At 64.3% G+C, this 23,135-nt stretch carries 16 protein-coding genes; 9 read left to right on the top strand and 7 right to left on the bottom strand.

Annotation, left to right across the window (positions count from 1 at the left end; genetic code table 11):
- The first annotated feature begins 110 nt into the window (after window positions 1–110).
- From B2585_RS19675 to B2585_RS19695, 5 genes are all read left to right on the top strand, one after another.
- Entirely contained in the window at window positions 111–2,366 is a 2,256-nt protein-coding gene (locus B2585_RS19675; protein ID WP_292025638.1) for an acyl-CoA dehydrogenase, read from the top strand.
- Complete coding sequence (locus B2585_RS19680; RefSeq protein WP_292025639.1) at window positions 2,363–3,646, top strand: acetyl-CoA C-acetyltransferase; 1,284 nt, start codon at window positions 2,363–2,365, stop codon at window positions 3,644–3,646. The genes B2585_RS19675 and B2585_RS19680 overlap by 4 nt, the downstream gene beginning before the upstream one ends.
- Window positions 3,643–5,697 (top strand): 3-hydroxyacyl-CoA dehydrogenase NAD-binding domain-containing protein, encoded by a 2,055-nt coding sequence (locus B2585_RS19685; protein ID WP_292025640.1) that lies wholly within the window; start codon window positions 3,643–3,645, stop codon window positions 5,695–5,697. The genes B2585_RS19680 and B2585_RS19685 overlap by 4 nt, the downstream gene beginning before the upstream one ends.
- Window positions 5,690–7,513, top strand: a complete 1,824-nt coding sequence (locus tag B2585_RS19690) for an acetyl-CoA hydrolase/transferase C-terminal domain-containing protein (RefSeq protein WP_292025641.1) — start codon at window positions 5,690–5,692, stop codon at window positions 7,511–7,513. The genes B2585_RS19685 and B2585_RS19690 overlap by 8 nt, the downstream gene beginning before the upstream one ends.
- 109 nt (window positions 7,514–7,622) lie before the next feature.
- Entirely contained in the window at window positions 7,623–8,303 is a 681-nt protein-coding gene (locus B2585_RS19695) for an exopolysaccharide biosynthesis protein (protein WP_292025642.1), read from the top strand.
- A gap of 2 nt (window positions 8,304–8,305) precedes the next feature.
- Here the strand turns inward: B2585_RS19695 and B2585_RS19700 are convergent, their stop codons facing one another.
- The gene (locus tag B2585_RS19700; RefSeq protein ID WP_292025643.1) at window positions 8,306–9,901 is read right to left on the bottom strand and encodes an acetolactate synthase large subunit; all 1,596 of its coding nucleotides are present in this window, start codon (window positions 9,899–9,901) and stop codon (window positions 8,306–8,308) included.
- Window positions 9,902–10,117: 216 nt separating this feature from the next.
- Between B2585_RS19700 and B2585_RS19705 the strand changes: the two genes are divergently transcribed.
- Window positions 10,118–11,617 (top strand): glycosyltransferase, encoded by a 1,500-nt coding sequence (locus tag B2585_RS19705; protein WP_292025644.1) that lies wholly within the window; start codon window positions 10,118–10,120, stop codon window positions 11,615–11,617.
- A gap of 31 nt (window positions 11,618–11,648) precedes the next feature.
- Here the strand turns inward: B2585_RS19705 and B2585_RS19710 are convergent, their stop codons facing one another.
- The 6 genes from B2585_RS19710 to B2585_RS19735 are packed head-to-tail and all read right to left on the bottom strand — an operon-like array spanning window position 11,649 to window position 17,279.
- Entirely contained in the window at window positions 11,649–12,797 is a 1,149-nt protein-coding gene (locus B2585_RS19710) for an NAD(P)/FAD-dependent oxidoreductase (protein WP_339717007.1), read from the bottom strand.
- On the bottom strand, window positions 12,746–13,468 hold the full coding sequence (locus B2585_RS19715; RefSeq protein ID WP_292025646.1) for a methyltransferase domain-containing protein: 723 nt from the start codon (window positions 13,466–13,468) through the stop codon (window positions 12,746–12,748). The genes B2585_RS19710 and B2585_RS19715 overlap by 52 nt, the downstream gene beginning before the upstream one ends.
- The gene (locus B2585_RS19720; protein ID WP_292025647.1) at window positions 13,465–14,544 is read right to left on the bottom strand and encodes a type III polyketide synthase; all 1,080 of its coding nucleotides are present in this window, start codon (window positions 14,542–14,544) and stop codon (window positions 13,465–13,467) included. Before B2585_RS19720 ends, B2585_RS19715 begins: the two co-directional genes overlap by 4 nt.
- A gap of 55 nt (window positions 14,545–14,599) precedes the next feature.
- Complete coding sequence (locus B2585_RS19725; protein WP_292025648.1) at window positions 14,600–15,856, bottom strand: beta-ketoacyl synthase N-terminal-like domain-containing protein; 1,257 nt, start codon at window positions 15,854–15,856, stop codon at window positions 14,600–14,602.
- Window positions 15,853–16,950, bottom strand: coding sequence for a beta-ketoacyl synthase N-terminal-like domain-containing protein (locus B2585_RS19730; RefSeq protein WP_292025649.1), 1,098 nt, complete (start codon window positions 16,948–16,950; stop codon window positions 15,853–15,855). The genes B2585_RS19725 and B2585_RS19730 overlap by 4 nt, the downstream gene beginning before the upstream one ends.
- 44 nt (window positions 16,951–16,994) lie before the next feature.
- Window positions 16,995–17,279 carry an acyl carrier protein gene (locus B2585_RS19735; RefSeq protein WP_292025650.1) on the bottom strand — a complete coding sequence of 95 codons (285 nt, stop codon included), beginning with the start codon at window positions 17,277–17,279 and terminating at the stop codon, window positions 16,995–16,997.
- 563 nt (window positions 17,280–17,842) lie between these two features.
- On the opposite strand from B2585_RS19735, the gene B2585_RS19740 reads away from it, so the two are divergent.
- The 3 genes from B2585_RS19740 to B2585_RS19750 all read left to right on the top strand — a co-directional run bounded on the left by B2585_RS19740 (window position 17,843) and on the right by B2585_RS19750 (window position 22,585).
- Window positions 17,843–20,404 (top strand): calcium-binding protein, encoded by a 2,562-nt coding sequence (locus B2585_RS19740; protein ID WP_292025651.1) that lies wholly within the window; start codon window positions 17,843–17,845, stop codon window positions 20,402–20,404.
- Between the two features lie 124 nt (window positions 20,405–20,528).
- Entirely contained in the window at window positions 20,529–20,855 is a 327-nt protein-coding gene (locus B2585_RS19745; RefSeq protein ID WP_292025652.1) for a hypothetical protein, read from the top strand.
- A 197-nt stretch (window positions 20,856–21,052) separates the two neighbouring features.
- Window positions 21,053–22,585, top strand: coding sequence for a methyl-accepting chemotaxis protein (locus B2585_RS19750; protein WP_292025653.1), 1,533 nt, complete (start codon window positions 21,053–21,055; stop codon window positions 22,583–22,585).
- Window positions 22,586–23,135: the final 550 nt, after the last annotated feature.

Here is a 23,135-nt window from a genome sequence, read left to right on the forward strand (position 1 = left end):
AACGGCTTGCCCGAAACATGCGAGCGGCGCACCGAGCGCTGCGGCCGATACACCCGCCCGTGAAGGAACACCCGACCGCACCCGGCGTTGACCGGTCAGGAGGGCGATCCATGTCATTTCGCAAGAACTACCTGACCAAGCCGATTTTCAAGTGGGCCAAGGGTGCGCTGCCGACCCTGTCGAGCACCGAAGCCGAAGCGGTGGAGTCCGGCGATGTCCATTTCGAAGCCGAACTGTTTTCCGGCAACCCGGATTGGTCGATGCTGCGCGGCGTCCCCGCGCCAAAGCTGACGGATGAGGAACAGGCCTTCATGGACGGGCCGGTCCGCGAGTTCTGCGACATGCTGGACAGCTGGGAAATCGACAAGATGACCGGCGACCTGCCCCGCGAGGCGTGGGACTTCCTGCGCGCCAAGGGGTTCTTCGGCATGATCATCCCCAAGGAACATGGCGGGCTGGGCTTTTCGGCCTACGCCCATTCCGAAGTGGTGCGCTACATCTCGGCCCATTCCCTCGCCGGGGCCGTGACCGTCATGGTGCCCAACTCGCTCGGACCCGGCGAACTGATCCTCCAGTTTGGCACAGACGACCAGCAGGCACATTGGCTGCCGCGACTTGCCAAGGGCGAGGAGCTTCCCGCCTTCGGTCTCACCAGTGAAGAAGCGGGGTCGGATGCCTCCGCAATGGTGGACAACGGCGTGATCTGCAAGGGCGAGTGGAACGGCAAAGAGGTTCTGGGAATCCGGCTCAACTGGGCCAAACGCTATATCACCCTCGCGCCGGTCTGCACGGTTCTGGGCCTCGCCTTCCAACTGCGCGACCCGGACGGGCATCTTGGCGGCGAGAGCGACCTCGGCATCACCTGCGCCCTCGTGCCCACCGATCTGCAGGGGGTGGAGACCGGGCGGCGCCACCTGCCTTCCGGCACCATGTTCATGAACGGCCCGACCACCGGCGAGGACGTTTTCATCCCGCTCGAGAACATCATCGGCGGGCCCGATTACGCTGGCAAAGGCTGGATGATGCTGATGAGCGCGCTGTCGGCCGGTCGGGGCATTTCGCTGCCCTCCCTGTCGGCTGCGGCGGCCTCTGTCGCGGCCCATTCGACCGGAGCCTACGCGCGGGTGCGCAAACAGTTCGGCATGCCCATCGGCCTGTTCGGTGGCGTGCAGGAGCCGCTCGCGCGGATCGCGGCGAATGCCTACACCATCGACGCGGGACGCAGGCTCACGACCGCGACCCTCGATCAGGGGCACAACCTCGCCGTCATCTCGGCAATCATGAAATACCACGCCACCACCCGCATGCGGGAAGCGGTGGACGACGCGATGGACGTCCATTCCGGCAAGGCCGTGATCGACGGGCCGTTGAACTACCTCCAGCCGATATACCGCGCCGTGCCCATCGGGATCACGGTGGAAGGCGCGAACATCGTGACGCGCAACCTCATCATCTTCGGCCAGGGCGCGATCCGGGCGCATCCGCATATTCTGGACGAGATGCGCGCGCTTCAGGAACCCGATCAGGACAAAGCGCTCACCGACTTTGACGAGCACTTCTGGAAGCACGTCAGCCACTCCATGAAGACCTTCTTCAAGGCATGGGGGTCTGCCTGGACAGGCCGCGGTGGTGTGCCCAAAGACGCGGGCGCCGCAGTCCCCATCTATTCCCGCTTGTCGCGTTGGTCGGCAGCTTTTGCCGTCACTGCCGACATGGCCTTCCTCAGCCTCGGCGGCGACCTCAAGCGGCGCGAGATGATTTCGGCCCGCCTCGGCGATGCCCTGTCGGAGATGTATCTCGTCGCCGCAACGCTGAAGCGGTGGGAGGACGAAGGCCGCCAAGAGGCGGATCTGCCGCTAGTCAGGTTCTCCGCCGACACGTCCTTCGCCCGGATCGGCAAGGCGCTGGACGAGGTGATCGAGAATTTCCCCGCCGCTTGGGTGCGCTGGCTCCTGCGCCCGGTCCTGCGCCCCGCCGCGCATCGGAACGCCCCGTCCCACAACCTGACGGAAGCAGCGGCCATGATCGCCTATCACCCGTCCGAGGCACGCGACCGTCTCGTCGGCCTTCTGCACCCGGCCAAGCCGGACAGCGGCCTGGGCATCCTTGAAGAGGCATATGCCCGCGTGCTGGAGGTCGCACCGATCGAGAAGCGGCTGCGCGAGGTCAAGAAGACCCCCGCGCAGGCGCTCGAAGCCGGCATCCTCTCCGATGCCGAGTTCAAGCAACTCGAAGAAGCCCAGAAGGCGGTGCAAAAGACCGTCGCGGTGGATGAATACACCCCCGCAGAGCTGGAAACCTTCTTCCCAGATATGCGGCACAATCCGGAGAACGACTTCGATACGCCGCGGGAGGCCGCAGAATGAGCAGACCCGTCTATATCGTCGATGGCGCGCGCACACCTTTCCTGCGTGCGCGTGGCAAACCCGGACCCTTCACCCCCGTGGACCTCGCCGTACAGGCGGGTCGTCCGCTCCTCACACGGCAGCCCTTTGAACGCAGCGCGTTCGATCTCGTGATCCTAGGCTGCGTCAACGTCATCTCGGACGAAATGAACCCGGCGCGGGTCGCTGCGCTGCGGCTCGGGATGGGAGAAGAGCAAGTTGCCTTCACCGTCCAGATCAACTGCGGCTCCGGGATGCAGAGCATCGACACCGCATATCGCTACATCCGCGAGGGGTCGCACGAAATGATCCTCGCCGGTGGCACCGAGGCGTTGAGCCACGCCCCGCTCGTCCTGCGCCAGTCCGCGACGGAATGGTTCGGCGGCATGGCGCAGGCCAAGAGCCCGCTCGACAAGGCGCAGAAGCTGACCGAGATCCGGCCCGACTTCTTCTCCCCCGTCGTTGGGCTGGAGAGGGGCCTGACCGATCCTATCACCACGCTCAACATGGGCCAGACTGCCGAGGTGCTCGCCCACCGCTTCGGCATCGACCGGGCCACCGCTGACGCCTACGCCGTCGAGAGCCACAAACGCCTTGCCGCCGCGCAGGAGGCAGGCACGCTGGACGGCGAAGTGGTGCCGGCCTTCGACCGTGACGGCGGTGCGCATGGCAGCGATGACGGGGTGCGCCCCGACAGTTCGATCGAGAAGCTCGCCAAGCTGAGCCCGGCCTTCGAGAAACCCTACGGCAAGGTGACCCCCGGCAATTCGAGCCAGATCACCGATGGCGCCTCATGGCTCATCCTCGCTTCGGAAACCGCCGTCGAGGCGCATGGGCTGGAGCCCATCGCCGAGATCAAGGACAGCGAATGGGCCGCGCTCGACCCGTCGATCATGGGGCTGGGCCCCGTGTTGTCCGCCACGCCCCTTGCCCAGCGCCACGGGCTGTCGGTCGACGACATCGACCTGTGGGAACTCAACGAAGCCTTCGCCGCACAGGTGTTGTCCTGCCTCGCCGCGTGGCAGGACGACGACTTCTGCCGCGACGTGCTGGGCTATGACGAAGCCTTCGGGCGGATCGACCGCGCACGGCTCAATGTCGACGGCGGGGCGATCAGCCTCGGCCATCCGGTCGGCACGAGCGGGAACCGCATCGTCCTGCACCTCGCCAACGCCATGAAGGCAGGCAACCATCGCCGCGGGATCGCCACCGAATGCATTGGTGGCGGGCTGGGCGGCGCAATGCTTCTGGAGGCCGCATGACCGACGTACTGGACACCATCATTCCCGACGACCCGGCCGAGGACGCCGCCACGCCCCCCGAGGCCGAGAACTGGCGGCTGGAGAAGGCGGGCGACACGCTCACCCTCTGGCTCGATCTGAAGGATACGGGCACCAACGTGATCTCCGAGGCCGTTCTGCGTGAACTCGACGCGCTGGTGGCGCATGTCGAGGCAGTGCAGCCGAAAACGCTCGTCCTGCGGTCCGCCAAGCCCGGCGGTTTCGCGGCAGGGGCCGACATCGACGGGTTTTCCGGGCTGGAACGTGAAGCCGCGGAGGAAATGCTGACCGAGGGCCACCGGGTGCTCGACCGCCTCGAAGCCCTGCCGATGACGACAGTGGCCGTGATCCACGGCGCGACGCTCGGCGGCGGTTTCGAACTCGCGCTGGCCTGCGACTACCGCATCGGGATCGAGGGCGTGAAGACCGGATTTCCCGAGGTTCAGCTGGGTCTGCATCCCGGGCTCGGCGGCACCTTCCGCCTGCCCGCGCTGATCGACCCCGTCGAGGCGATGCAGATGATGCTGACCGGCAAATCCGCCCATGACCGGAAGGCAAAGAAACTGGGTATCGTCGATGACCTCGTGCCGGATCGCCACGTCGATGCGGCGGTCGAGGCCGCCGCGCGGGGCAAGGTGGACCGGGACACGAACCTGCGCGCAGGTGCCATGCGCACCGGCGTCGCGCGGTCCATTGCGGCGAGCCGGATGCGCAGCGAGACCGAGAAACAGGCGCCCAAGGCGGACTACCCCGCCCCGCACGCGCTGATCGACCTCTGGGCCGATCACGGCGGTGACCGGAACGCGATGCAGAAGGGCGAGATCGCCTCCTTCGCCCGCCTTCTGGAAACCGAGACGGCCCGCAATCTGATCCGCGTCTTTTTCCTGCGCCGCAAGCTTAAGGAAGGCGGCAAGGGCGATGACGGCATCGACCATGTGCATGTCATCGGCGCAGGCGCGATGGGTGCCGAGATCGCCGCGTGGAGCGCGATGCAGGGCAAGCGCGTAACGCTGGAAGACGTCGCGCTGGAGCCGCTCGGAGCCGCCGTGAAGCGAGCCTCCAAGATCTACCAGAAAAAGCACCTGAGCGGGATCGACGCGCGCGATGCGCTCGACCGGATGATGCCCGACCCGTCGGGTCTGGGCCGGTCCCGCGCGGACCTCGTTATTGAGGCGGTGCCGGAGAAACCGGAGTTGAAGGAAAAGATCTACGCGGGGCTGAAAGGCAAGTTGAAGCCCGGCGCGATCCTTGCCAGCAATACGTCGAGCCTGAAACTTTCCGACCTTGTCGACGGCGTTTCTGCCCCGACACGCTTCGCAGGCTTGCACTTTTTCAACCCCGTCTCGCAAATGCCGCTGGTCGAGGTCGTCTCGCATGACAGGGCGGACAAGAAGGTGCTGGACCGTCTCGCAGCCTTCGTGGCGGGCATAGACCGGCTGCCTGCCCGTGTGACTGACTATCCCGGCTTCCTCGTGAACCGCGTCCTCGCCCCCTACCTGATGGAGGCGATGGCGCTCTTGGACGAGGGCAAGTCGAAGGAGGAAATCGACCGTGCCGCGCTGGCCTTCGGGATGCCGATGGGTCCGGTGACGCTCGCCGATCAGGTGGGTCTCGACATCTGCCTCGAAGTAGCGAAATCCATGCGGCGCGACCTCGACCGCCCGGTGGCGGACACTCCCGACTGGCTGGCCGAGAAGGTCGACAAGGGCGAGACCGGCAAGAAGGCCGGCAAGGGTCTTTACGACTACGACAGCGACGAGCCGCCGGAGACCGGCGAGGCCGACACGGAAATCGCCGACCGGCTGATCCTGCCGATGTGCGACGCCGCCGTGGAATGTCTGCGCAACGGCGTCGCGCCGGATGCCGATACGATCGACGGCGCGGTGATCTTCGGCACCGGCTGGGCGCCCTTCCGGGGCGGTCCGCTGACCTACGCGCGCACGCGCGGCGACGTGCCCAAGGTGCTGTCCTCGCTCGCAGACACGCACGGCCCTCGGTTCCAACCGGATGCGGGGTGGTCCGATTTTGGCTGACAGCCCGTCGGACCCCGATGCCATCGCCGCCGAGATCATCGCGCGGACAGGGGGCGACATCCGGCTCGCGCTCCCTTTGGGGCTCGGCAAGCCCGTCACTCTGGTCAACGCGCTCACCCGCGCGGTGGCCGCGCGTCCGGAAACGCGTTTGACGATCCTCACCGCGCTGACTCTCGAAGCGCCCGACATGACCGAAGGCATGGCGGCCCGGTTTCTCGCCCCTGCCGCGACCCGGCTGTTCGGCGACTACCCCGCGCTGGACTATGCCCGGATGATGCGCGCGGGCACGTTGCCGGACAATATCGAGGTGTCCGAGTTCTTCCTCCTCGCCGGCCGCTGGCTGGGTGTGCCGCAGATGCAGCGCCGCTATATCGCCGCGAACTACACCCACGCCTATGACGTGCTGCGCGACTGGAAGCCCAACGTCATCTTGCAACTGTTCGGTGAGGATGCGGATGGCACGCTGTCGCTGTCGTGCAATACCGACATTTCGACCGATCTTCTGCGCGACCGCGCCGAGGGAACCCTCGACCTGCTGGTCGCGGGCGAGGTGAATCGGAACCTCCCGGCCTTTACCAACCCCGAGGCGCGGGTGCCGCGCGAAGACGTGGACCTGCTGTATGACGGCGCGGATTTCGACCTCTTCTCGGTCGTTAAACGCCCGGTGGGCGCGGTCGAACACGCTATCGGCCTCCACGCGTCGCGCCTGATCCGTGACGGCGGCACGATCCAGATCGGGATCGGCGCCATCGGGGATGCGGTTGCCCACGCGCTCATCGCCCGCCAAAACGGGCGCACGGGCGAGATCCACAACGCGACGCCATTCGCGCCGGACCGCACCCAGGCCCCGCGCGAGGACGGCCCGTTCGAAGAGGGGCTCTACGCCGTGACCGAGATGCTGGTCGACGGTATCCTTCAGCTCTTCGAGGCCGGGATCATCCGGCGGGAGGTGGCGGGCGCCGCGATCCATGCCGGGTTCTTTGTCGACTGCCACGACTTCTATGCCCGGCTGCGCGATCTTCCGGAACCGGACCGCGCGAAGATCCACATGGTGCCGGTGTCCTTCACCAATCAGCTCTACGGCGACGAAGCCGCAAAACGGGCCGCGCGCAAGGACGCTCGGTTCGTGAACGCGGCGATGAAGGCCACGCTTCTGGGCGGCGTGGTCAGTGACGCCACCGCGCAGGGGTCCGAGGTGAGTGGCGTGGGCGGCCAGTTCAACTTCGTCGAACAGGCCTTCGCGCTCGACGATGCCCGCTCGATCATCACGCTGCCGGCCACGCGGACCCGGCGCGGGCGCACCCAGTCCAACATCGTCTGGGATCATCCGCACGAAACAGTGCCGCGCCAGTATCGCGACATCATCGTGACCGAATACGGGATCGCCGACCTGCGCGGACAGCGCGACGAGGACGTTGTGGCCCGGATGCTGCGCATCACCGACAGCCGGTTTCAGGACGCGCTGCTGGAGGACGCAAAGCGGGCGGGCAAGATCGCGCGCGATTTCGAGATCCCGGCGGGCTGGCGCGTGAACCTGCCCGACCGGGTCGAGCGCTGGCTCGCCCCCTTCGACCTGCCGACCTTCCCCTTCGGCACGGATTTCGACGCGACCGAACGGCGCATCCTCCCGGCCCTGGAGCGGCTGTCACAGGCCCAGGGCAGCCCTGGCGCAATGGCAGGCCTGATCCTCGCTGGCCTCGTCAAATCCGGCGCGGACACCGCAGCGCTGGCCCGAATGGACCTCGACCGCCCACGCAACCCCCGCGCCGTCCTTGAAGCTCTCGCCCTGCGAGGCGCGCTGGCGAGGCGCGACTAGGCTGCGGAAAAAGCGGAACTTTCGCGCACAGACGCCGTTGAGACCGGACATAGAAAACCGCGCGAGGCGGGCAGTACCGCTTGCGCTCCCGACCGCCCGAAAGGTCCCCATGACGGACAGCGTGACGCACTCCTCCGGCAAGCGCCGGATGCGACCGACAGATTACATACCCGCCGGCGCGGACCCGTCCATGTCGGGACCCGGACCGCAGGCGATGCCGGAACTCGCTGAGCGGCTCGAGCGGCTGGCGCAAGACAAGGAATGCGTGACGGTCGATCAACTCGTGCGCACGATCGGCGCGCAGGGCCATGCGCCGTTGCTCATGATCGCTGCGATTTTCCTGATCCTGCCTGTCGGCATGATCCCCGGTGTGGGCGGCGTCCTCGGCACGCTCGTGGCCGTGATCGGGTTTCACATGCTGCTCGGCAACCGCAAGATCGCCCTGCCCCGCTTCATGCGCGACCGTGAATTGCCCGCAGACAGGATCTGCCACGCAGCGCAACGGGTGCGTCCGGCCCTTCACTGGCTGCGCCGGCACCTGCACGTTCGCATGGAGTACCTGTCAGGCAGCCGCGTTTCTCTGACCATCATTGCATTGTTGCTCATGGCCTCCGGCGCGTCGATGCTGGTCCTCGGGGCTTTGCCCATCGCGGCACCGATCATGGGCCTGCCGATCGCCGTCTTCGCCTTTGGCATCCTGGCACGCGACGGGGCCGTGGTGCTGGCAGGCTACCTCATGGTGATAGCCGCTTTCGCCGCCCTGATCTATCTGCGCACGCTGATCGGCTGATCTCAGAGCACGACTTCCACCAAGTAAGGCGCGTCCAGAGCGACCCCATGCGCCAGCGCCCGGTTGAGCGCATCGAGGTCCGTCACCTGCTCCGCTTCGACCGAGAGGCTACGGGCAAGCCCGGTCCAGTCGATGGTCGGTTGGTCGATATCGAGGAGCGAGGCGGCCGACGGCCCGATCTGAGCGCCGACGTTGGTCATCTCCGCCCGCAGGATCTGGTATTTCCGATTGGCGAAAATCACGATGAGGATCGGAAGCTTCTCACGCGCCATCGTCCAAAGCGCCTGTGGCATGTACATCCCGCTCCCGTCACTCTCGAGGCAGATCACCTTGCGGTCCGGGCAAGCGATGGCCGCACCGATGGCATTGGGCAGTGCATAGCCAATGGAGCCGCCGGTGCCCAGAACCCAGTCATGCGGGCGTGCCGTGGACGTCGGGCCCATGAAACTGCGGCCCGAGGTCAGGCTTTCGTCGATCACGATGGCATTGTCCGGTATCGCTGCCGCGATGGCGGGACCAAGGCTTTCCGGCGTGATCTCGCCCGAGGGCTGCGCCGGGACGTCGAGTGGTGCCCGCGCCGGTTCGACCTCGTTCGCGCCCAGCGCATTGCAGAGCGCGGTGAGGGTATCGGCGATGTCGTCCTCCGGTCCGCAGATCTTCTGGACATTCACACCGGGCGGCACGAGTTCGCCCGGCCGCCCGGGATAAGCGAAGAAGCTGACGGGCGCCTTGGCACCGAGCAGGAGAACGTTGCGATAGCCAGACAGAGCCTCGACCGCCTGCGCGATCGGATAGGGCAGACGCGTGACCTCGGGCCGCCCCGCTCCGCGCGAAATCACGGGGCATTGTGTCGGGGTCATGAGGTCAGCCCCGGTCGCCGCCGCGATCCGGCCGGCCACGTCGATCAGAGGGTCGCGCACCGCTTCCCCGGTGAGAAAGATCACGGTCGCCTCGTCGCGGCGCAGCACCTCGACGGCGGCCGCGATCCGGTCGGGGTCGGCCTTGGCGGGTGGCGTGATAGCCGGGACAGGCGCGACCCCGTCGCGCGTATCGGCGCTGCGCGCCGGTGACAGCGGGGTCCAGGCGGTGTCGGCGGGCAGGATGAGTGACGCGACGCGACCATTGAGCGAGCGTGCCGCCGCGATGGCCGCCGCCCCGTCCGTTGCCACGGCATCGGCGTTGGGCGAGGTGCGCACCCAGTCGCTGAAGGGTCGCGCGGCGCCCTCGATATCGGAAGTCAGGGGTGCGTCGAGTTGCCGGTGACCCGTTGCGTGATCGCCGATCACATTGACCACCGCGGACTGCGCGCGTTTGGCGTTGTGCAGGTTTGACAACCCGTTGGCGAGACCCGGACCGAGGTGAAGGAGCGTCGCCGCAGGCCGCCCGGTCATGCGCGCATAGCCGTCCGCCGCGCCGGTCGCCACGCCCTCGAACAAGCACAACACGCAGCGCATCTCGGGCACCCTGTCGAGCGCCGAGACGAAATGCATCTCCGAGGTGCCCGGATTGGCGAAACAGGTATCGACCCCGCCCGCCACCAAGGTCCGCACGAGGCTTTCAGCACCCATCATTCCGGTCGACATCTCTTCTTCGGCCATCGCATACACCTTTCCCGTTCGCGCCCGCGCAGCCTCGCCGAAGGAACCCTGGGCGGCAAGAGGGACACGTCAGGATAGTGTCCATAATCAGGAGCTTGATTAAGCCACTCGCGCGATGTGTTTGGGCTGTCAGGCACAACGTGCGGAACCGCTTGCCCCTTGCACCGTCGTCGGCCCGCAGGTTTAACGCCGGGATCGCCCAAAGGATCGTTTCGCATGACCAAGACCCGTGGATTTCTCTATTACGCAGACACACCGCATTTCATTGCGCAGGCCGAACGGTCGGTCGCATCTCTGCGCGCGATCACTCCGGAAGCCCATGTCACGCTCGCGACGACGCTGGCGGACCCGCCGGCAGAAGGGTTCGACGCAATCCAGCGGATCGAAATTGCGCCAGACGACCACACCCGCATCGGCAAAATCCGCGCCGTCACGACAGCACCGTACGATAAGGTCATCTATGTCGATTCCGATACGATCTTCGCGGGTGACGTGACCTCGGTTTTCGACGCGCTCGAGGATTTCGGTCTTGCCGCCTGCCATACCCCGTTCCGGCGTTATCCGCTCGAAACATGGGATCTGGCCCTTCCCGAATGTTTCACAGGCCTGAATGCAGGTTTCATCGGCTTGAACCTCACCGATCCCGCGACCCGGAGCTTCCTTTCCGCCTGGGAAGATAGCTATCGCGAAACCATTGCAGTCTCGACCCAGGACCAGCCGTCGTTCAATCGGCTCCTCTACCGGTCCGACGTCCGGTTTCTCATCCTGCCGCCGGAGTACAATTTCCGCGCCGAGTTCTCGCATCAGTCCAAGGGCGCGGGGATGGGTGTGAAGGTGATCCACTCGCACAATGTCAACGAGGCATCCGCAGACCAGCAGGCTCATCTGGTGCGCCTCCTGTCAGATGAGCGGTTCGCGACCTACATGCGTCGGGGCGACGAATACCATGTCCAGTTTACCAAGCTGCCTTCAGTCACCGCAGCCGGGTTCGTCGCGTCGAGCTTCCCGGACGCGGCATTGCGGCCTGCTCTACGGGCCGCTCATGTGTGGCAAGCCAAGGCGGAGACGCGCGACCTGAGGCAGGAGGCGCTGGAGCATGTCGCCGGAAATGCCAAGCCTCTGCGGGTGCTCCAGATAGGTGCGCCGATTGATGTGATCGACGGACTCCTCTTGCGAAACGGCGTTGAGGGCGCGATCTGTGTGACCGACTGGCCCGCCGTCAAGCGGATGCGTGAAATGCTCGCTGGGCGCGCTGGCATCCGGTTGGTCGAGGCTGGCTTTGCGCAAACCGCGGGCGGGGTCGCGGTTCATCGCCCGCGCAGCGAAGTGCCGCCCGAAGACCGCCTCGATCGACCGACGGCCCGGGACCTCCTCCAATACCTGCTCCCGTCCCGCGCCGCTGCGATGGTGCGAACGACGCGCCCTGCCCTGCCTTGGGCCGAACTCGTCGAGGCGTCGGGCATCCCATCGCCAGTGGTCGTCGCGCTTGCGACACAAGGCGAGGATTCCGAGATCGTATCCGCCTGTCTCGCCGCCATCGACGCAGGCACATTCTCGGCGCCTGCGCTGTTCCAGATTCAAGGTTGGCGGTCACGCCCGGCCCGGCTGGGCGCCATGCGGCGTGAGCTGCGCGCGGCTGGGTATTGGGTCGTTTCGGACGGGCCCAAAGGCACTACAGCAATCCGGCCAGACGCCGTTTCACGCCCTGGACCCTGAACACTCCTCTCAACTCGCAAAAAATATCGCGCTAGCCACCACGCGACCACGTTGCGCCGGTTCTGAGGGCGCCGGGAAACATTGCCAGCGCGGTCAGAAGGGGCATCCGGAGTGCCTGCCGCTCCAGCATCACTTCGAACGCGCGGGCGACCGCGATCTGGCGTCCATACCTGCGCCGGAGCCGGTCGCGATAAGTACTTTGAGGTGCACCCTCGATAAGGCACTCCGCAAGACACCGCGCCGTGCCGAGGGCCAGCGACATACCTTCACCGGTCAATGACGGCGTCACGATGGCCTGATCCCCGACGCGCCAGAGACCCGGCGCATCCGACGGCGCGTTCCACAGGCGGAAGCCGTAGGGCACGCCACTCACCATCAAGGGACGGTCAAAGACACGATCCGCACCGGCAAGCCGCTCTGAGAGCGACCCTACAGATGTACGCAACCAGTCAAGATAGGTGGCCGGCGTCAAACCTTCGCGGCGCCAGACTTCGGTCTCCATCGCGATGCTCAGGTTGGCGACGCCGTCCGCGACCGGCATGAGGCCGGCATAGCCGCCGGGAAAGAAATGCAATTCGACCGCCTTTCCCATCTCGGCGAAAGGCTCCGGCGCAAGACGCAGGTGTTCCTTGATCCCGATCTTGGCGTCCTTCTGGTTCGCGACCGACCGCCGCACCACGCCGCGCACCTCGTGCTTTCCAGTCGCGACGACCACATCATCTGCCGCGATGTGGCCTCCACCATTGAGCGTCACGTTCCGCCGCGCGATTTCAGTGGCACGAACGCCCAGTCGCACGTCCACGCCAGTCTCGGCCGCGACCCCCCGCAGTTTTTCGTCCAGGATCGTTCGGGACAAGCCGCTTGCCTGAAAAGGCAGTCGGGCATCGGCGCTGCGGCGACCTGCAAACAATCGCATCTGCCCGATGGCTTGCGCGCCCAGGGCAGTAAGGTCGATGCCAAGCCCGGCAAGTTCGCGGCAGGCCATCGGTCCGAGGAATTCCCCGCAAACCTTGCTGGTTGGCGTCCGGTCCCGCTCCAACAGTACGACGGCGCGGCCGGCTTGCGCGAGGTGCGTCGCCGTCGCGGCCCCCGCCAGACCTCCTCCGATGACGACGATCCCGGCGATGGCTATCCCCTTTCGGTGATCCGGCCGAAGCCAAAACGGAACGGAAACCACCATCTGAGCGTGAGAGTCCGTTCCGGCACGCCCGCGGCCTCCGCGACCCTCCGCAAATCCTCGCGGATGAAGGCGCGGCGCACCGAGACGGGACCATCGTTGCGCACGAACCGGTGGACCGGCCAAAACGCGAAGATGAGCGTGAGGCCCCAGGCCGAAATCCAGTGCCGGTGCAGATCGTTGATGAACCATCCGACCCGGCAGTTGCGATCGAGCCAACGCACGAAACCGACGAGTTCCTCGTCGCCGAGGTGGTGCGCGAAAAGCGAGCTGATGACGATGTCGGGGCGATGGTCTTCGGGTATGTCGAAGAGGTTTACGGCCTCCCAGCGGATCGTCGACGCCGGGTCCGTCGCGGCCTGCGCGATGCGTATGGTCTTGGGGTTCAGGTCAATGCCCAAAAGGTCAGTCTCGATCCCGCGCGCCTTGCCCCAGCGTTCCACACGCCGCAGCATGTCACCGTAGCCGCAGCCGATGTCGACGATGGACACCCGGTCGCGCCCGATGGTCGCTTGGTCGAGCCAGTGCAAGGTCGGCCTATAGCCTGCGCTGATGACGTTGACGCGGGCGAGGTCACGCAGGCAACGGGCGAGCTCGGCCTCGGGCACATCCTCAATATCCATCAACTCTTCTTCGTGGATGCGCCCCGGCAAGACGAAAGCGCCATCCTTCATTGCGCCGCCTCCGAGAACACCATGCTCTCGACGCTCACCCCCGGCCCAAACCCGATGGCAACGCCGGTGCGGCCCGCGCGCGGCTGCGACAGCATGCGCTGGAGCACAAAAGGCAGCGTGGCTGAGGACATGTTGCCGAAATCGTTGAGCACGCCCCGCGAGCAGGCCACATCGGCCGGCGTCAGAGACAAGCTCGCCTCGACCGCATCGATGATCGTGCGCCCGCCCGGATGGATCGCCCAGAGGTCGATGTCGCGACCTGCGGCGGCGGCCAGCGTCTCGAAATGCCCCGGCAGGTTCTTGAAGATCGTGCGCGGCACCCGGCCGGAAAGCCACATGTCGAACCCGTCGTCGCCGATGTCCCATGTGATATGGTCCCGGCTGTCCGGCAGCATATCCGAGCGGAACGCTTCCAGTTCGAAGCCGGTCGGCTCAGCGCTGACAAGGGCCGCCGCCGCGCCATCGGCAAAGAGCATGAACATCAGCGCAGTCTGAAGCGGCGCGTTCTCCTGAAAATGTAGTCCGCAGAGCTCGACGTTGAGGACAAGCACCTTGGCGGACGGGTCCGAAATCACGATATGCCGCGCGGTCTTGTACCCATTGATGGCAGCGTTGCAGCCCATGAAACCGATCAGCGTGCGCTCGACCGTCGACGGGATGCCATGCGCGTTGACCAGGTGATGATCCAGCCCCGGCGCGGCGAACCCGGTGCAGGTGCAGATGACGAGGTGCGTCAACCCTTCGGCCCAGCCGCCCCCAGCCCGTTTGGCGAGGTCTGCAAGCGCGCGATCCACCAGAAGCGGCGCTTCCCGCGAATAACGCTTCATCCGCTCGCCCGTCGTCGGGAAGGCGCCCGGACGATAGAAGCCTTCGGCGTCGTACCTGTCGGTCCAGCGGGACGGGTCGGCCGGTTCCAGCGTCGAATACCGGTGCGTGATCCCCGCCCGCTTTGCCATCTTGGCGAAGCTGCGCCGCTCGGTCTCGGACGGCAGGAAGTATGGCGCGATTTCGAGATAGGGCGCATGCACGTCATGCACCGGAACCGCCGTTCCAATCTCGTTCAGATAAGCTGGCATTTCGCCCTCGATTTCTGTGTGCCCTGTGTGATCCGCGCCGGACCAGTTTGAGCGTTCATGGTTCCGCCGACAGGACGAGGCAGACATTCTGCCCGCCGAACCCGAAGGAATTGCTCAGTATATGCGTGACGGGTGCCGCCCGCGCCGCGTTCGGAACGACGTCCAGAAGTATGTCCGGGTCCGGCGTGGTGTAGTTGATCGTAGGCAGAAGCGTCTGCTCGGCCAGCATCAAAAGAGAGGCCGCCGCCTCGATTGCAGCAGCCGCACTCAGCGTATGACCGGTCATGGACTTGAGCGAAGAGACCGGCAGATTTTCGGCGCTTTCGCCGAAGACGTTGCGAATGCCGAGGCATTCCACGCGATCGTTCTCGCCTGTCGCGGTGCCATGGGCGTTGACGTAGCTGATATCCTCCGGCGCGAGCCCCGCATCCAGAATGGCGGCCCCCATCGCCACGCCCACCGGTCCGGCATCGGGGCGTTGGCGGATACGGTGGTAGGCGTCCAACCGTTCTCCGATGCCCCTGACATAGCCCAGGACCCGCGCCCCGCGCGCATGCGCGACCTCTGCCCGCTCGAGGACGAGCGCCCCTGCCCCTTCCCCCGGTACGAACCCGTCGCGGGTCTTGTCGAAGGGTCGCGACGCGGTCTCGGGGCTGTCGTTGCGCCGCGACAGGGCTGCGAGCAGACCGAACCGCAGGAGCATCTCGGGGCTGACCGACGCATCCGCCCCGAGTACGAGCGCGCGGTCGACCTCGCCGCGCCGGATCGCCTCCACCCCCATCTGGATGGCCGTCGCACCGGAGGAACAGGCCGTCGTAATCGTCACGGGGCGACCTGACGGGCGCAGGCGTTCGGCGAGCGCTCGTGTCGTGCCGTCAAACCGCACCGTGTCGCGGAGCGCCCTTTGGCCGGGATCGCGCGCCACGCGGATAAGGTCGGCATAGTCACCCGCCCCCTCTGGCACCAAACGGTCGAGGGCAATCCGGTCTGACCACTCCATCTGGATCGGCGGAATGCCGACGACGAGCTTTCCGGGGAAGGGATCGGTGGTGTCGTGTCCGGCTTGCTCCAACGCCTCGTCCATCGCGAGAATGGCCAGCGCGGTCGTGCGCTCCGTCGGACGCAACGTCGGGTCCACGATGTCGTCCACCGTTGCCGCAAACTGCGTGGCGAGGCCCTCGGTCGGAAACCGCGTGACGGACGCGGCCCCTGACCGACCGTCGTGCAGCGCGTCCCAGTTCGCGGAAGCACCACGTCCGAGCGACGAGACGATACCGAGTCCGGTCACAGCGATGGACGGCGCGCTCGTCATCGGGCGGCCTCAAGCATTGCCGTCGCTGCTCCGTCTGAATACACGCCGACCGACACGGCGCGCTCGGCGCGCTTGGTCTGCACCATGAGGGCCGACAAGGCGATCGCAAAGGGGAATGCCGCTTCACCGCCGTGGCCGGCAAGATCGCTGGTCGCGATCATATGCGCATCGGGCCACGCCTGCTGCAACGCCTCGGACACCTGCAACGTTTCCGGCTGCACACCCGACACGGCAGACAAGATGGCGGACACGTCCCCCGACGGCAGGCCTTGCACGCACGCCGGGACAGCCCCCGGCCCGAAAGCCGATGTCACCGGCGAGAGCTGAGCGATCGCCTCTGCCTTGCGCGCCTGCGCTGCCTCACCGGACTCCAGGACCAGAAAGGCTGCGATGCTGCCCGGCGTTTGCCCCGTGCGCGCCGGATCAAGGACCGGAGGCACTTCCCCTTCCGACAACAGCCCGCCGAGCGCGAGAGACAAGAACAGATCGGACCGCTCCGCGTCCTGCACGCCGCCAACGAGCACCCGCTCCGACTGGCCCGAGGCAATCCGGGCGACCGCGTCGGCCACCGCTTCGATCCCGGCCATCTCGTCACCCATGAAGGTCCGCGCGCCGCCGCCAACGCCAAGGACGATGGCGATATTGCCGGCAAGCATGTTGGATAGCTGCCCAAGCAGGAACGAAGGCCGCAGCTTGCGTGACAGAGCGCCAACGAGCGCGCCTTCGGGATCGGCCGTGCCATGCAGGTCCGCAAGCACCTCCATATCCACATCCACCTCGCGCGCACCGCCATTGGCGGCCACGTTCAGATACAGGTGTTCGCGCGTATCGCGTTCAGCCAACCCGGCAGATTCGAGCGCGAACCCAGCCGCCGTCACGCCGAGGAGCTGCCACGGCTCCATCTGTCGGCGGTCGCTCTTGCTCGAGATGGTTTCCGCGAAATCGACGGGCGCCGCGCGGAACACGGAATGGGGCGTGAAGACGTCCCGATCCGGCTTCGTGGGGGCACCGTCGATTGACGCCAAATGCCCGTCCGCTGTCGTGCCGCAGGCCGACACCAGCCCAACGCCCGTGATGACGACAGATCGGCTCATCCACGCCTCACATAACAAGTTGCGAGCCGGCCCGTGCGTTTCACTCAGGCGGCGCTTTTCTGCGCGACCAGATTGTCGATTCTCTCGCAGAAATTCTTCATGAAAAGTTCCGGGGCCTGGATCGGCTCCTGCCCTTCACGCTCCTCGCCCCATTCTTCGATGGGAAGCTCGATATCGAACTCGCGTTCAAGGGCGAAGACCACGTCGAACAGGTCGACGGAATCCAGCTTAAGATCTTCGACGAGGTGGCTGTCCGGTCCGATAGAGTCGATCTCCACATCAGACCACTCCACGATGATGGCCGCCACTTTGTCGAAAGTCTTTGTCACCCGGCTCCACCCACTGTTCTTTCCGCTCCCTACCGAAGGTGATGCACACCCGGTTGTCAACGCAGATGCGGGCAGGGTCGGGCATTTGTGAACGATTGCATGTGAGGACTGCTTGTTGCTTTGGTCTGCGGTCCCTGAAAGACGCTCCGCGCAAGCGCATCCCCAGCTTCTTCATAGCGGTGAACAGGCTCTCCACCAACAGGTCACAACGATCATCGGTCAGGTTCGCATCCGGAGCCGCGATCGGGATGGTGCCGGTAGGGAATATTAATTCGTGATTAAACGCGCATTTAATACTGCGAGTTACTGCTTACATATTTCGCTCAGTAATCCTCCCCTGTGGGAAAACAAACACGCGCTGCGCGATTTCATGCCGAGAATTTCATGATTATTGAAAACCATTCACCATTTTTTTAAACACCAAGCCGAGCGTTTGAATGTGTGGTCCAGAAATGGGCGGTTTGGTTTTGATCGTGGCGCTCACCGCTTGAAATGATCGTCCGGCACACGACCCCTTTCGGGTTCATATTCGACCGGTCGGAACCTCTCTATGGAAGCATGGAATGACTGACGTGAACCTCGTTAGCCAATGGACCGGTGGGTTCAAAGCTGACTACGAAATTCTCAACTCTTCGCCCGTCGCAGGCCCTGTCTCGATCGACATTCGCCTGGATGGCGACATCTCGAAAATCTGGGGCGATGCCAGCTTCGAACAAATCGGGCCGGACGTGTTCCGGGTGACCGTAGACGACCTTGCTCCCGGTGCACGCGCGGACGGTGGCTTCGTGGCTGATGCCGATGTGGCGTCGTTCGAGGTTATCTCGGTCACGCTTCCCGACGCGACGACCGACGAGACGCCCGTTGCGGAAGCGCCCCCCGCAGAAGAAGCACCTGTGGATGACAATTCAGAAGGTCAAATACCGGCGCTTCCCGCTGAAGGCGACATCGTCGTCGATCCGTCGATCAGCGCGTCCGAGTTGCAATCGCTGATCGAGTCGGCGGCACCGGGCGCAACGATCACACTCGGCGCTGGTGACTATCATTTCGATCGCACCATCGTCGTGGACCGCAGCGACATCGCCATCCAGGGCGTCGGCTCGGAAGATGTGACCATCCATGTGCCCGGCACACTCGGCGAAGCGGCATTCGAGATCGATGGCGGCACACGCGAGGGGGACATGACGCTCAAGTCCTCGGTCAACGAAGGCGACCCCCGGATTACTCTGGACGGCCCGCATTCCTTCGAGGTCGGCGACCACGTCTATCTTTTCGCCGAGAATACCGATGCCTTTTTCGAAGACATCGGAGACACCTTGTGGCGAAAGGACGCGCCGTTGCGCACCTCTATCGTCGAGATCGCCGAGGTCGATGGCAACACCCTGACCTTTACCGGCGGAGTTCATTTCGACTTTGACCGTGGTGAAACGACCATTCAGGAGATTGACCTTCTGGACAACATTGCCCTGGGCGGGTTCACGATCGACTATGGTCTCGGCCCGGCTGACCCGTCCGACTTTTCGAACACGCTTTCAAACTATAACCGAAACGCGGTCATCGAAGTCGAAGGCACCACCGGAGCGGTTATTCATGACATCAAATCGTATGACGTGCCATCGCTGGGGCTGAACGTGGCGCTTTCGCGAGAAATATCCACCGATCATACGACCTTCACCGGCGCACATAACAAGGGTGCGGGCGGCAACGGCTATGCCATTCAAATTCGTGACGTCTATGACAGCTCGTTCCTGAACCACAGCGACATGGATATGCGCCACAGCGTGCTTTTCGCCTCGTGGCGGTCGGCCGTCGGGAACGAGGTTCACGTTCTGGAAACCGACCGGGACATCAACTTCCACGGCGGGCGTGACCACGACAACGTCGTAACGGTCGACCGGTCCGTGCGCGATGCCGAATCCGACATCATCGCGCCCACCATTTTTTTCAACACCGAAGGTCGCCGCTACGGCGCGCCGACCGAAGAAGGCGCGAACACCGCGACCTTCGGCTATGTCATCGGCACCCGCCTCAAGGATGATGTGACCGCCTATGATGCCGGGGCCTACCTGGACGGTGCCGGGGCCAATGACACGCTGCGCGGACAAGGGGGCGACGACACCTTCCGCGGCGGCGAAGGGAACGACCTTATCTATGGCGGCGGTGGCCATGACACTGCGATCTTCGACGGTGTGCTTGCCTCCTACAAGTTCATGGGTGAAGACGATGGGTCCTGGCAGGTCAAGGATTTGACCGAGACATGGGGCCGGGATCGGCTGTGGAACGTCGAGACGCTGGTTTTCGACGATGCTCAGCTCACACTGACGGACGACGGCTATGTCGAGACGACCGAGACCACCCCTGCACCCGAGCCGGAGCCGACACCAGAGCCCGATCCCGAACCTGCCGAGCCCGCTCCTCAGCCGGAACCGGAGCCGGACCCGACCGAGCCCGATCCGACACCCTCTGGCCCGATCCTGACCGGGACCGACGGCAAGGACACGTTCGAAATCACCGAGGAAAACACCATTGTCCACGCCGACGGCGGCTGGGACACCGCTTACACCACGGTAGACTTCACCATGAGCGACGGCTTGGAAAAGCTCGAACTCGTCGGAACGGCGCCGATTGCTGCGACAGGCAGCGGCGGAGACGATCTCATCCTTGGCAATGACGCATCGAACATTGTCCGCGGCAACGAAGGCGACGACCGGGTCTTTGCGCGCGATGGCGATGACGCCATTTTCGGGGGGTCCGGCAACGACGAGATCGATGCAGGCAGCGGCAACGACCGTTTGTTCGGCGGCGGCGGGGCTGACACCCTGACCGGACGCAGCGGCGCCGACACTTTCCTTTTCTACCGTGCGCAAGAAAGCGGCGCGTGGGGGATCGACACGATCACCGATTTCGCTGCGGGCGACGTGATCGATCTCAACCGGATCGATGCGGATACGACGCAGTCCGACGATCAGGCGTTCGTCTGGTTGGGACAGGCGGCCGGCAGCGCCGGGGCCGGGAGTCTTTGGCAGTCTGGCGACCGTTTGCTGGGCGATACCGACGGCGACGGCGCGGCAGACCTGACTATCCTCGCCGCAGACTACAGGTTCGACACGGACGACTTCGTTCTTTGAGTGAGCCCCGACGCGGCATGTTCCGCGTCGGGGACCCTTTTGTTCCGATCATGCGGACCTGAAAGATCGCACGAGGCGCCTCGATCATTAAACATTTGGGAACGCCTGAATGACATGAAGCGGCATGAACGCCGCTTCATTGACACAGACTCTGGCCGTCATTGCTTTCTTGACCTTCGCCTTCGGGGGCATCTTGCTTGGCCCCTTCGTGGTCGTGGCCTCCGCGCCCGGTCGATCTGAGGGTCCCGTGCTCGTGATCTCGAACTGGGGCGAGGACGCGGAAGCAATCGTTGCCGAGCAAGGCGGCGAAATCATCGGACCCAGGCGAGCCATGTTTGGCGTCTTTGCTTCGTCAGATGATCGCGGGTTCTCTGCAAGACTTCGACAGCAAGGTGCTTGGGCCGTCATCGACGGCGCCCTCATTGCGGCATTGTGCAGGACAAACTCATGACACCAACGTTCCTCAACAACGAAATGGTTGACCGACGCGTTTCCAGCTTGGTCGCCCTTTGCGCCCTTCTATGGATTCCCGTGAACTGCGCCGTTTCTTGGTGGGCTGGGACAAATGTCGTCGCCGTGGGGACAATCACACTCCTATGGGCCGTGGCCGGCTTGGTCGCAACGCGCGCTCTCCCAAGGTTCGCAGCGATGACGAATGCGATCACCTGGGTCGGAGCGGTCGCGGTGATGAACGCGGCTCTGGCAGGCCATGGATGGCAGATCGACTCGCATATGGTCTACTTCGCCGTCCTCGCTGGAACGATGATCTTTTCGGATTTGCGCGCGACACTTGCGGCGACGGCCCTTATTGCGGTCCATCACCTTACGTTGACCGTGCTCATGCCAGCGTTGGTATATCCCACGACCGAGCTTTCTCAGAACCTTCCCAGAACCATGTTTCACGCCGTCGTCGTCATCTTCGAAGCTGCGGCGTTGTGCTATGCGATCGTGATCAGGCAACGCATGGATGCGCACGACAGGGATCAGTCCCGCCAACTGGCCCTCAGCATGAAGGCAGCCGAGCAAGCGAAAGCAGACGCCGAGGCGGCGCTTGTCGAAGCTGAAATGGAACGAGAGAAAGCCGATCAGAGCCGCCTTCAGGCGGAGGAGGCACTTCGGCGCGCGGAAGAGGAAGCAGAGTATGCGCGCGAAACCGACGCTCGGGCCAAGCTCAAAGCCGACCGGGACGCGGCCCGGATGTCGGAGCTCGTCAGAGAGCAGGAGACCGTCGTCGCGACATTGCGTACAGGGCTGCGCGATCTGCGAAATGCCGACCTCAGAAACGAGCTGGAAGGCGAGTTTTCTGCCAACTATTCCGATCTGGAAGAAGACTTCAGTGCTGCAACTGCAGCACTTCGCGAGCTTATCGGAACCGTCAAATCCAATGCGGACATGATCAATTCCGAAGTCGGTTTGCTGCTCAAGTCTTCTGAAGACATGTCCCAGAAAACCGAGGCCCAATCGCGCAGTCTTGCTGCCATCGCAGCGACCATATCCCAGCTGAATGAAGCCATCCGCGAAACGGCGAACGAGGCCAGGACGGCGCAGACAAAGGCCGATGAGTCACGGGCGGAGGTGGAGAACAGCGCGGAGTTGGGCCGGAAAGCGGTCCACGCGATGGGAGCGATAGAGGAGTCCTCCCAACAGATTCAGAATATTGTTGGTGTCATTGACGACATCGCATTTCAAACGAACCTGCTTGCGCTGAATGCCGGTGTCGAAGCCGCGAGAGCGGGTGAAAGCGGCCGCGGCTTCGCGGTTGTCGCAAGTGAGGTGCGGGCGCTCGCTCAGCGCAGTTCAGATGCGGCGCGTGAAATCAATGATCTGATTGCAGCGAGCGACAGGCACGTCGGCGAAGGCGTGGGCCTCGTCCGGGATTCCGGAAAAGCGAACGATCGCGTCCTCGCCGCAGTCGAAGACATCGTCTCGCGGATCGGCGCCATTTCCGAAAGCGCCGTCTCGCGGTCAAAGGATTTTGAATCGGTCACGTCCCGGCTCGCAGACCTGGACCAGGCTACACGCGAAAACACGGTGGTGTTTGAAGGAAACAAGGCCGCCGGCCACGCACTGGCAAACGGAACGGAACGTCTCCGCGCGGCGGTGTCGATCTTCAAGATCAACCAGACTGAACACGAGGCAAAGCTTGAATCCGAGCGGCCGCCACTATCTGCAAGTATCTAGAAAAATGGTGCCCGGGGGCGGAATCGAACCACCGACACGAGGATTTTCAATCCATCCTTGGCGGCGGGGAAAGTTGTTACATTTGTGTTAACAACACAAATGTAACAAGTTCTATCCTATTCGAGCCTGGTTTTAGTTCTGCTTTCGGCCCGTTGCGTGCATTCATGGTGTTGGACTACGCTGCATGTCCGGTTTACCGAACTGGCCATTCGCTTCGGTCGCGAGATTGATACAGAGGTCGAAGGTCAGCAGTGCGGACAAAACTCCTTGGCACTGATCGGCCCAACTGGCTCTTGCGGCCCAATGCCGATCTTTTGCAATTGCATGTTCCACTATGCTTGCGCGGGTTAAACGGGCGGCATGATCACGCATAGGAACCGCCCGACGGCGGGGCCGCGCGTTGAATTTCAGACTATTCCGAGCCGCTAAGCCGATTGCTGCCCATTTCAGATGCGACACGGCTGAGAGCCACGGCCCGAGGGTCCGTTACGGTGTCGGGCACTGCCGCGTTTGTAAGATACGCGAAGTGTCCGTCGTCAAATGATTTGGA

Source organism: Maritimibacter sp. UBA3975, from assembly GCF_002384975.1.
Lineage (GTDB): Bacteria > Pseudomonadota > Alphaproteobacteria > Rhodobacterales > Rhodobacteraceae > Maritimibacter.

Coding starts and splice junctions, on each gene's coding strand:
- B2585_RS19675 (WP_292025638.1), top strand. CDS start 111: ATGTCATTTCGCAAGAACTACCTGACCAAGCCGATTTTCAAGTGGGCC.
- B2585_RS19680 (WP_292025639.1), top strand. CDS start 2,363: ATGAGCAGACCCGTCTATATCGTCGATGGCGCGCGCACACCTTTCCTG.
- B2585_RS19685 (WP_292025640.1), top strand. CDS start 3,643: ATGACCGACGTACTGGACACCATCATTCCCGACGACCCGGCCGAGGAC.
- B2585_RS19695 (WP_292025642.1), top strand. CDS start 7,623: ATGACGGACAGCGTGACGCACTCCTCCGGCAAGCGCCGGATGCGACCG.
- B2585_RS19700 (WP_292025643.1), bottom strand. CDS start 9,901: ATGGCCGAAGAAGAGATGTCGACCGGAATGATGGGTGCTGAAAGCCTC.
- B2585_RS19705 (WP_292025644.1), top strand. CDS start 10,118: ATGACCAAGACCCGTGGATTTCTCTATTACGCAGACACACCGCATTTC.
- B2585_RS19710 (WP_339717007.1), bottom strand. CDS start 12,797: ATGGTGGTTTCCGTTCCGTTTTGGCTTCGGCCGGATCACCGAAAGGGG.
- B2585_RS19715 (WP_292025646.1), bottom strand. CDS start 13,468: ATGAAGGATGGCGCTTTCGTCTTGCCGGGGCGCATCCACGAAGAAGAG.
- B2585_RS19720 (WP_292025647.1), bottom strand. CDS start 14,544: ATGCCAGCTTATCTGAACGAGATTGGAACGGCGGTTCCGGTGCATGAC.
- B2585_RS19725 (WP_292025648.1), bottom strand. CDS start 15,856: ATGACGAGCGCGCCGTCCATCGCTGTGACCGGACTCGGTATCGTCTCG.
- B2585_RS19730 (WP_292025649.1), bottom strand. CDS start 16,950: ATGAGCCGATCTGTCGTCATCACGGGCGTTGGGCTGGTGTCGGCCTGC.
- B2585_RS19740 (WP_292025651.1), top strand. CDS start 17,843: ATGACTGACGTGAACCTCGTTAGCCAATGGACCGGTGGGTTCAAAGCT.
- B2585_RS19745 (WP_292025652.1), top strand. CDS start 20,529: ATGAACGCCGCTTCATTGACACAGACTCTGGCCGTCATTGCTTTCTTG.
- B2585_RS19750 (WP_292025653.1), top strand. CDS start 21,053: ATGACGAATGCGATCACCTGGGTCGGAGCGGTCGCGGTGATGAACGCG.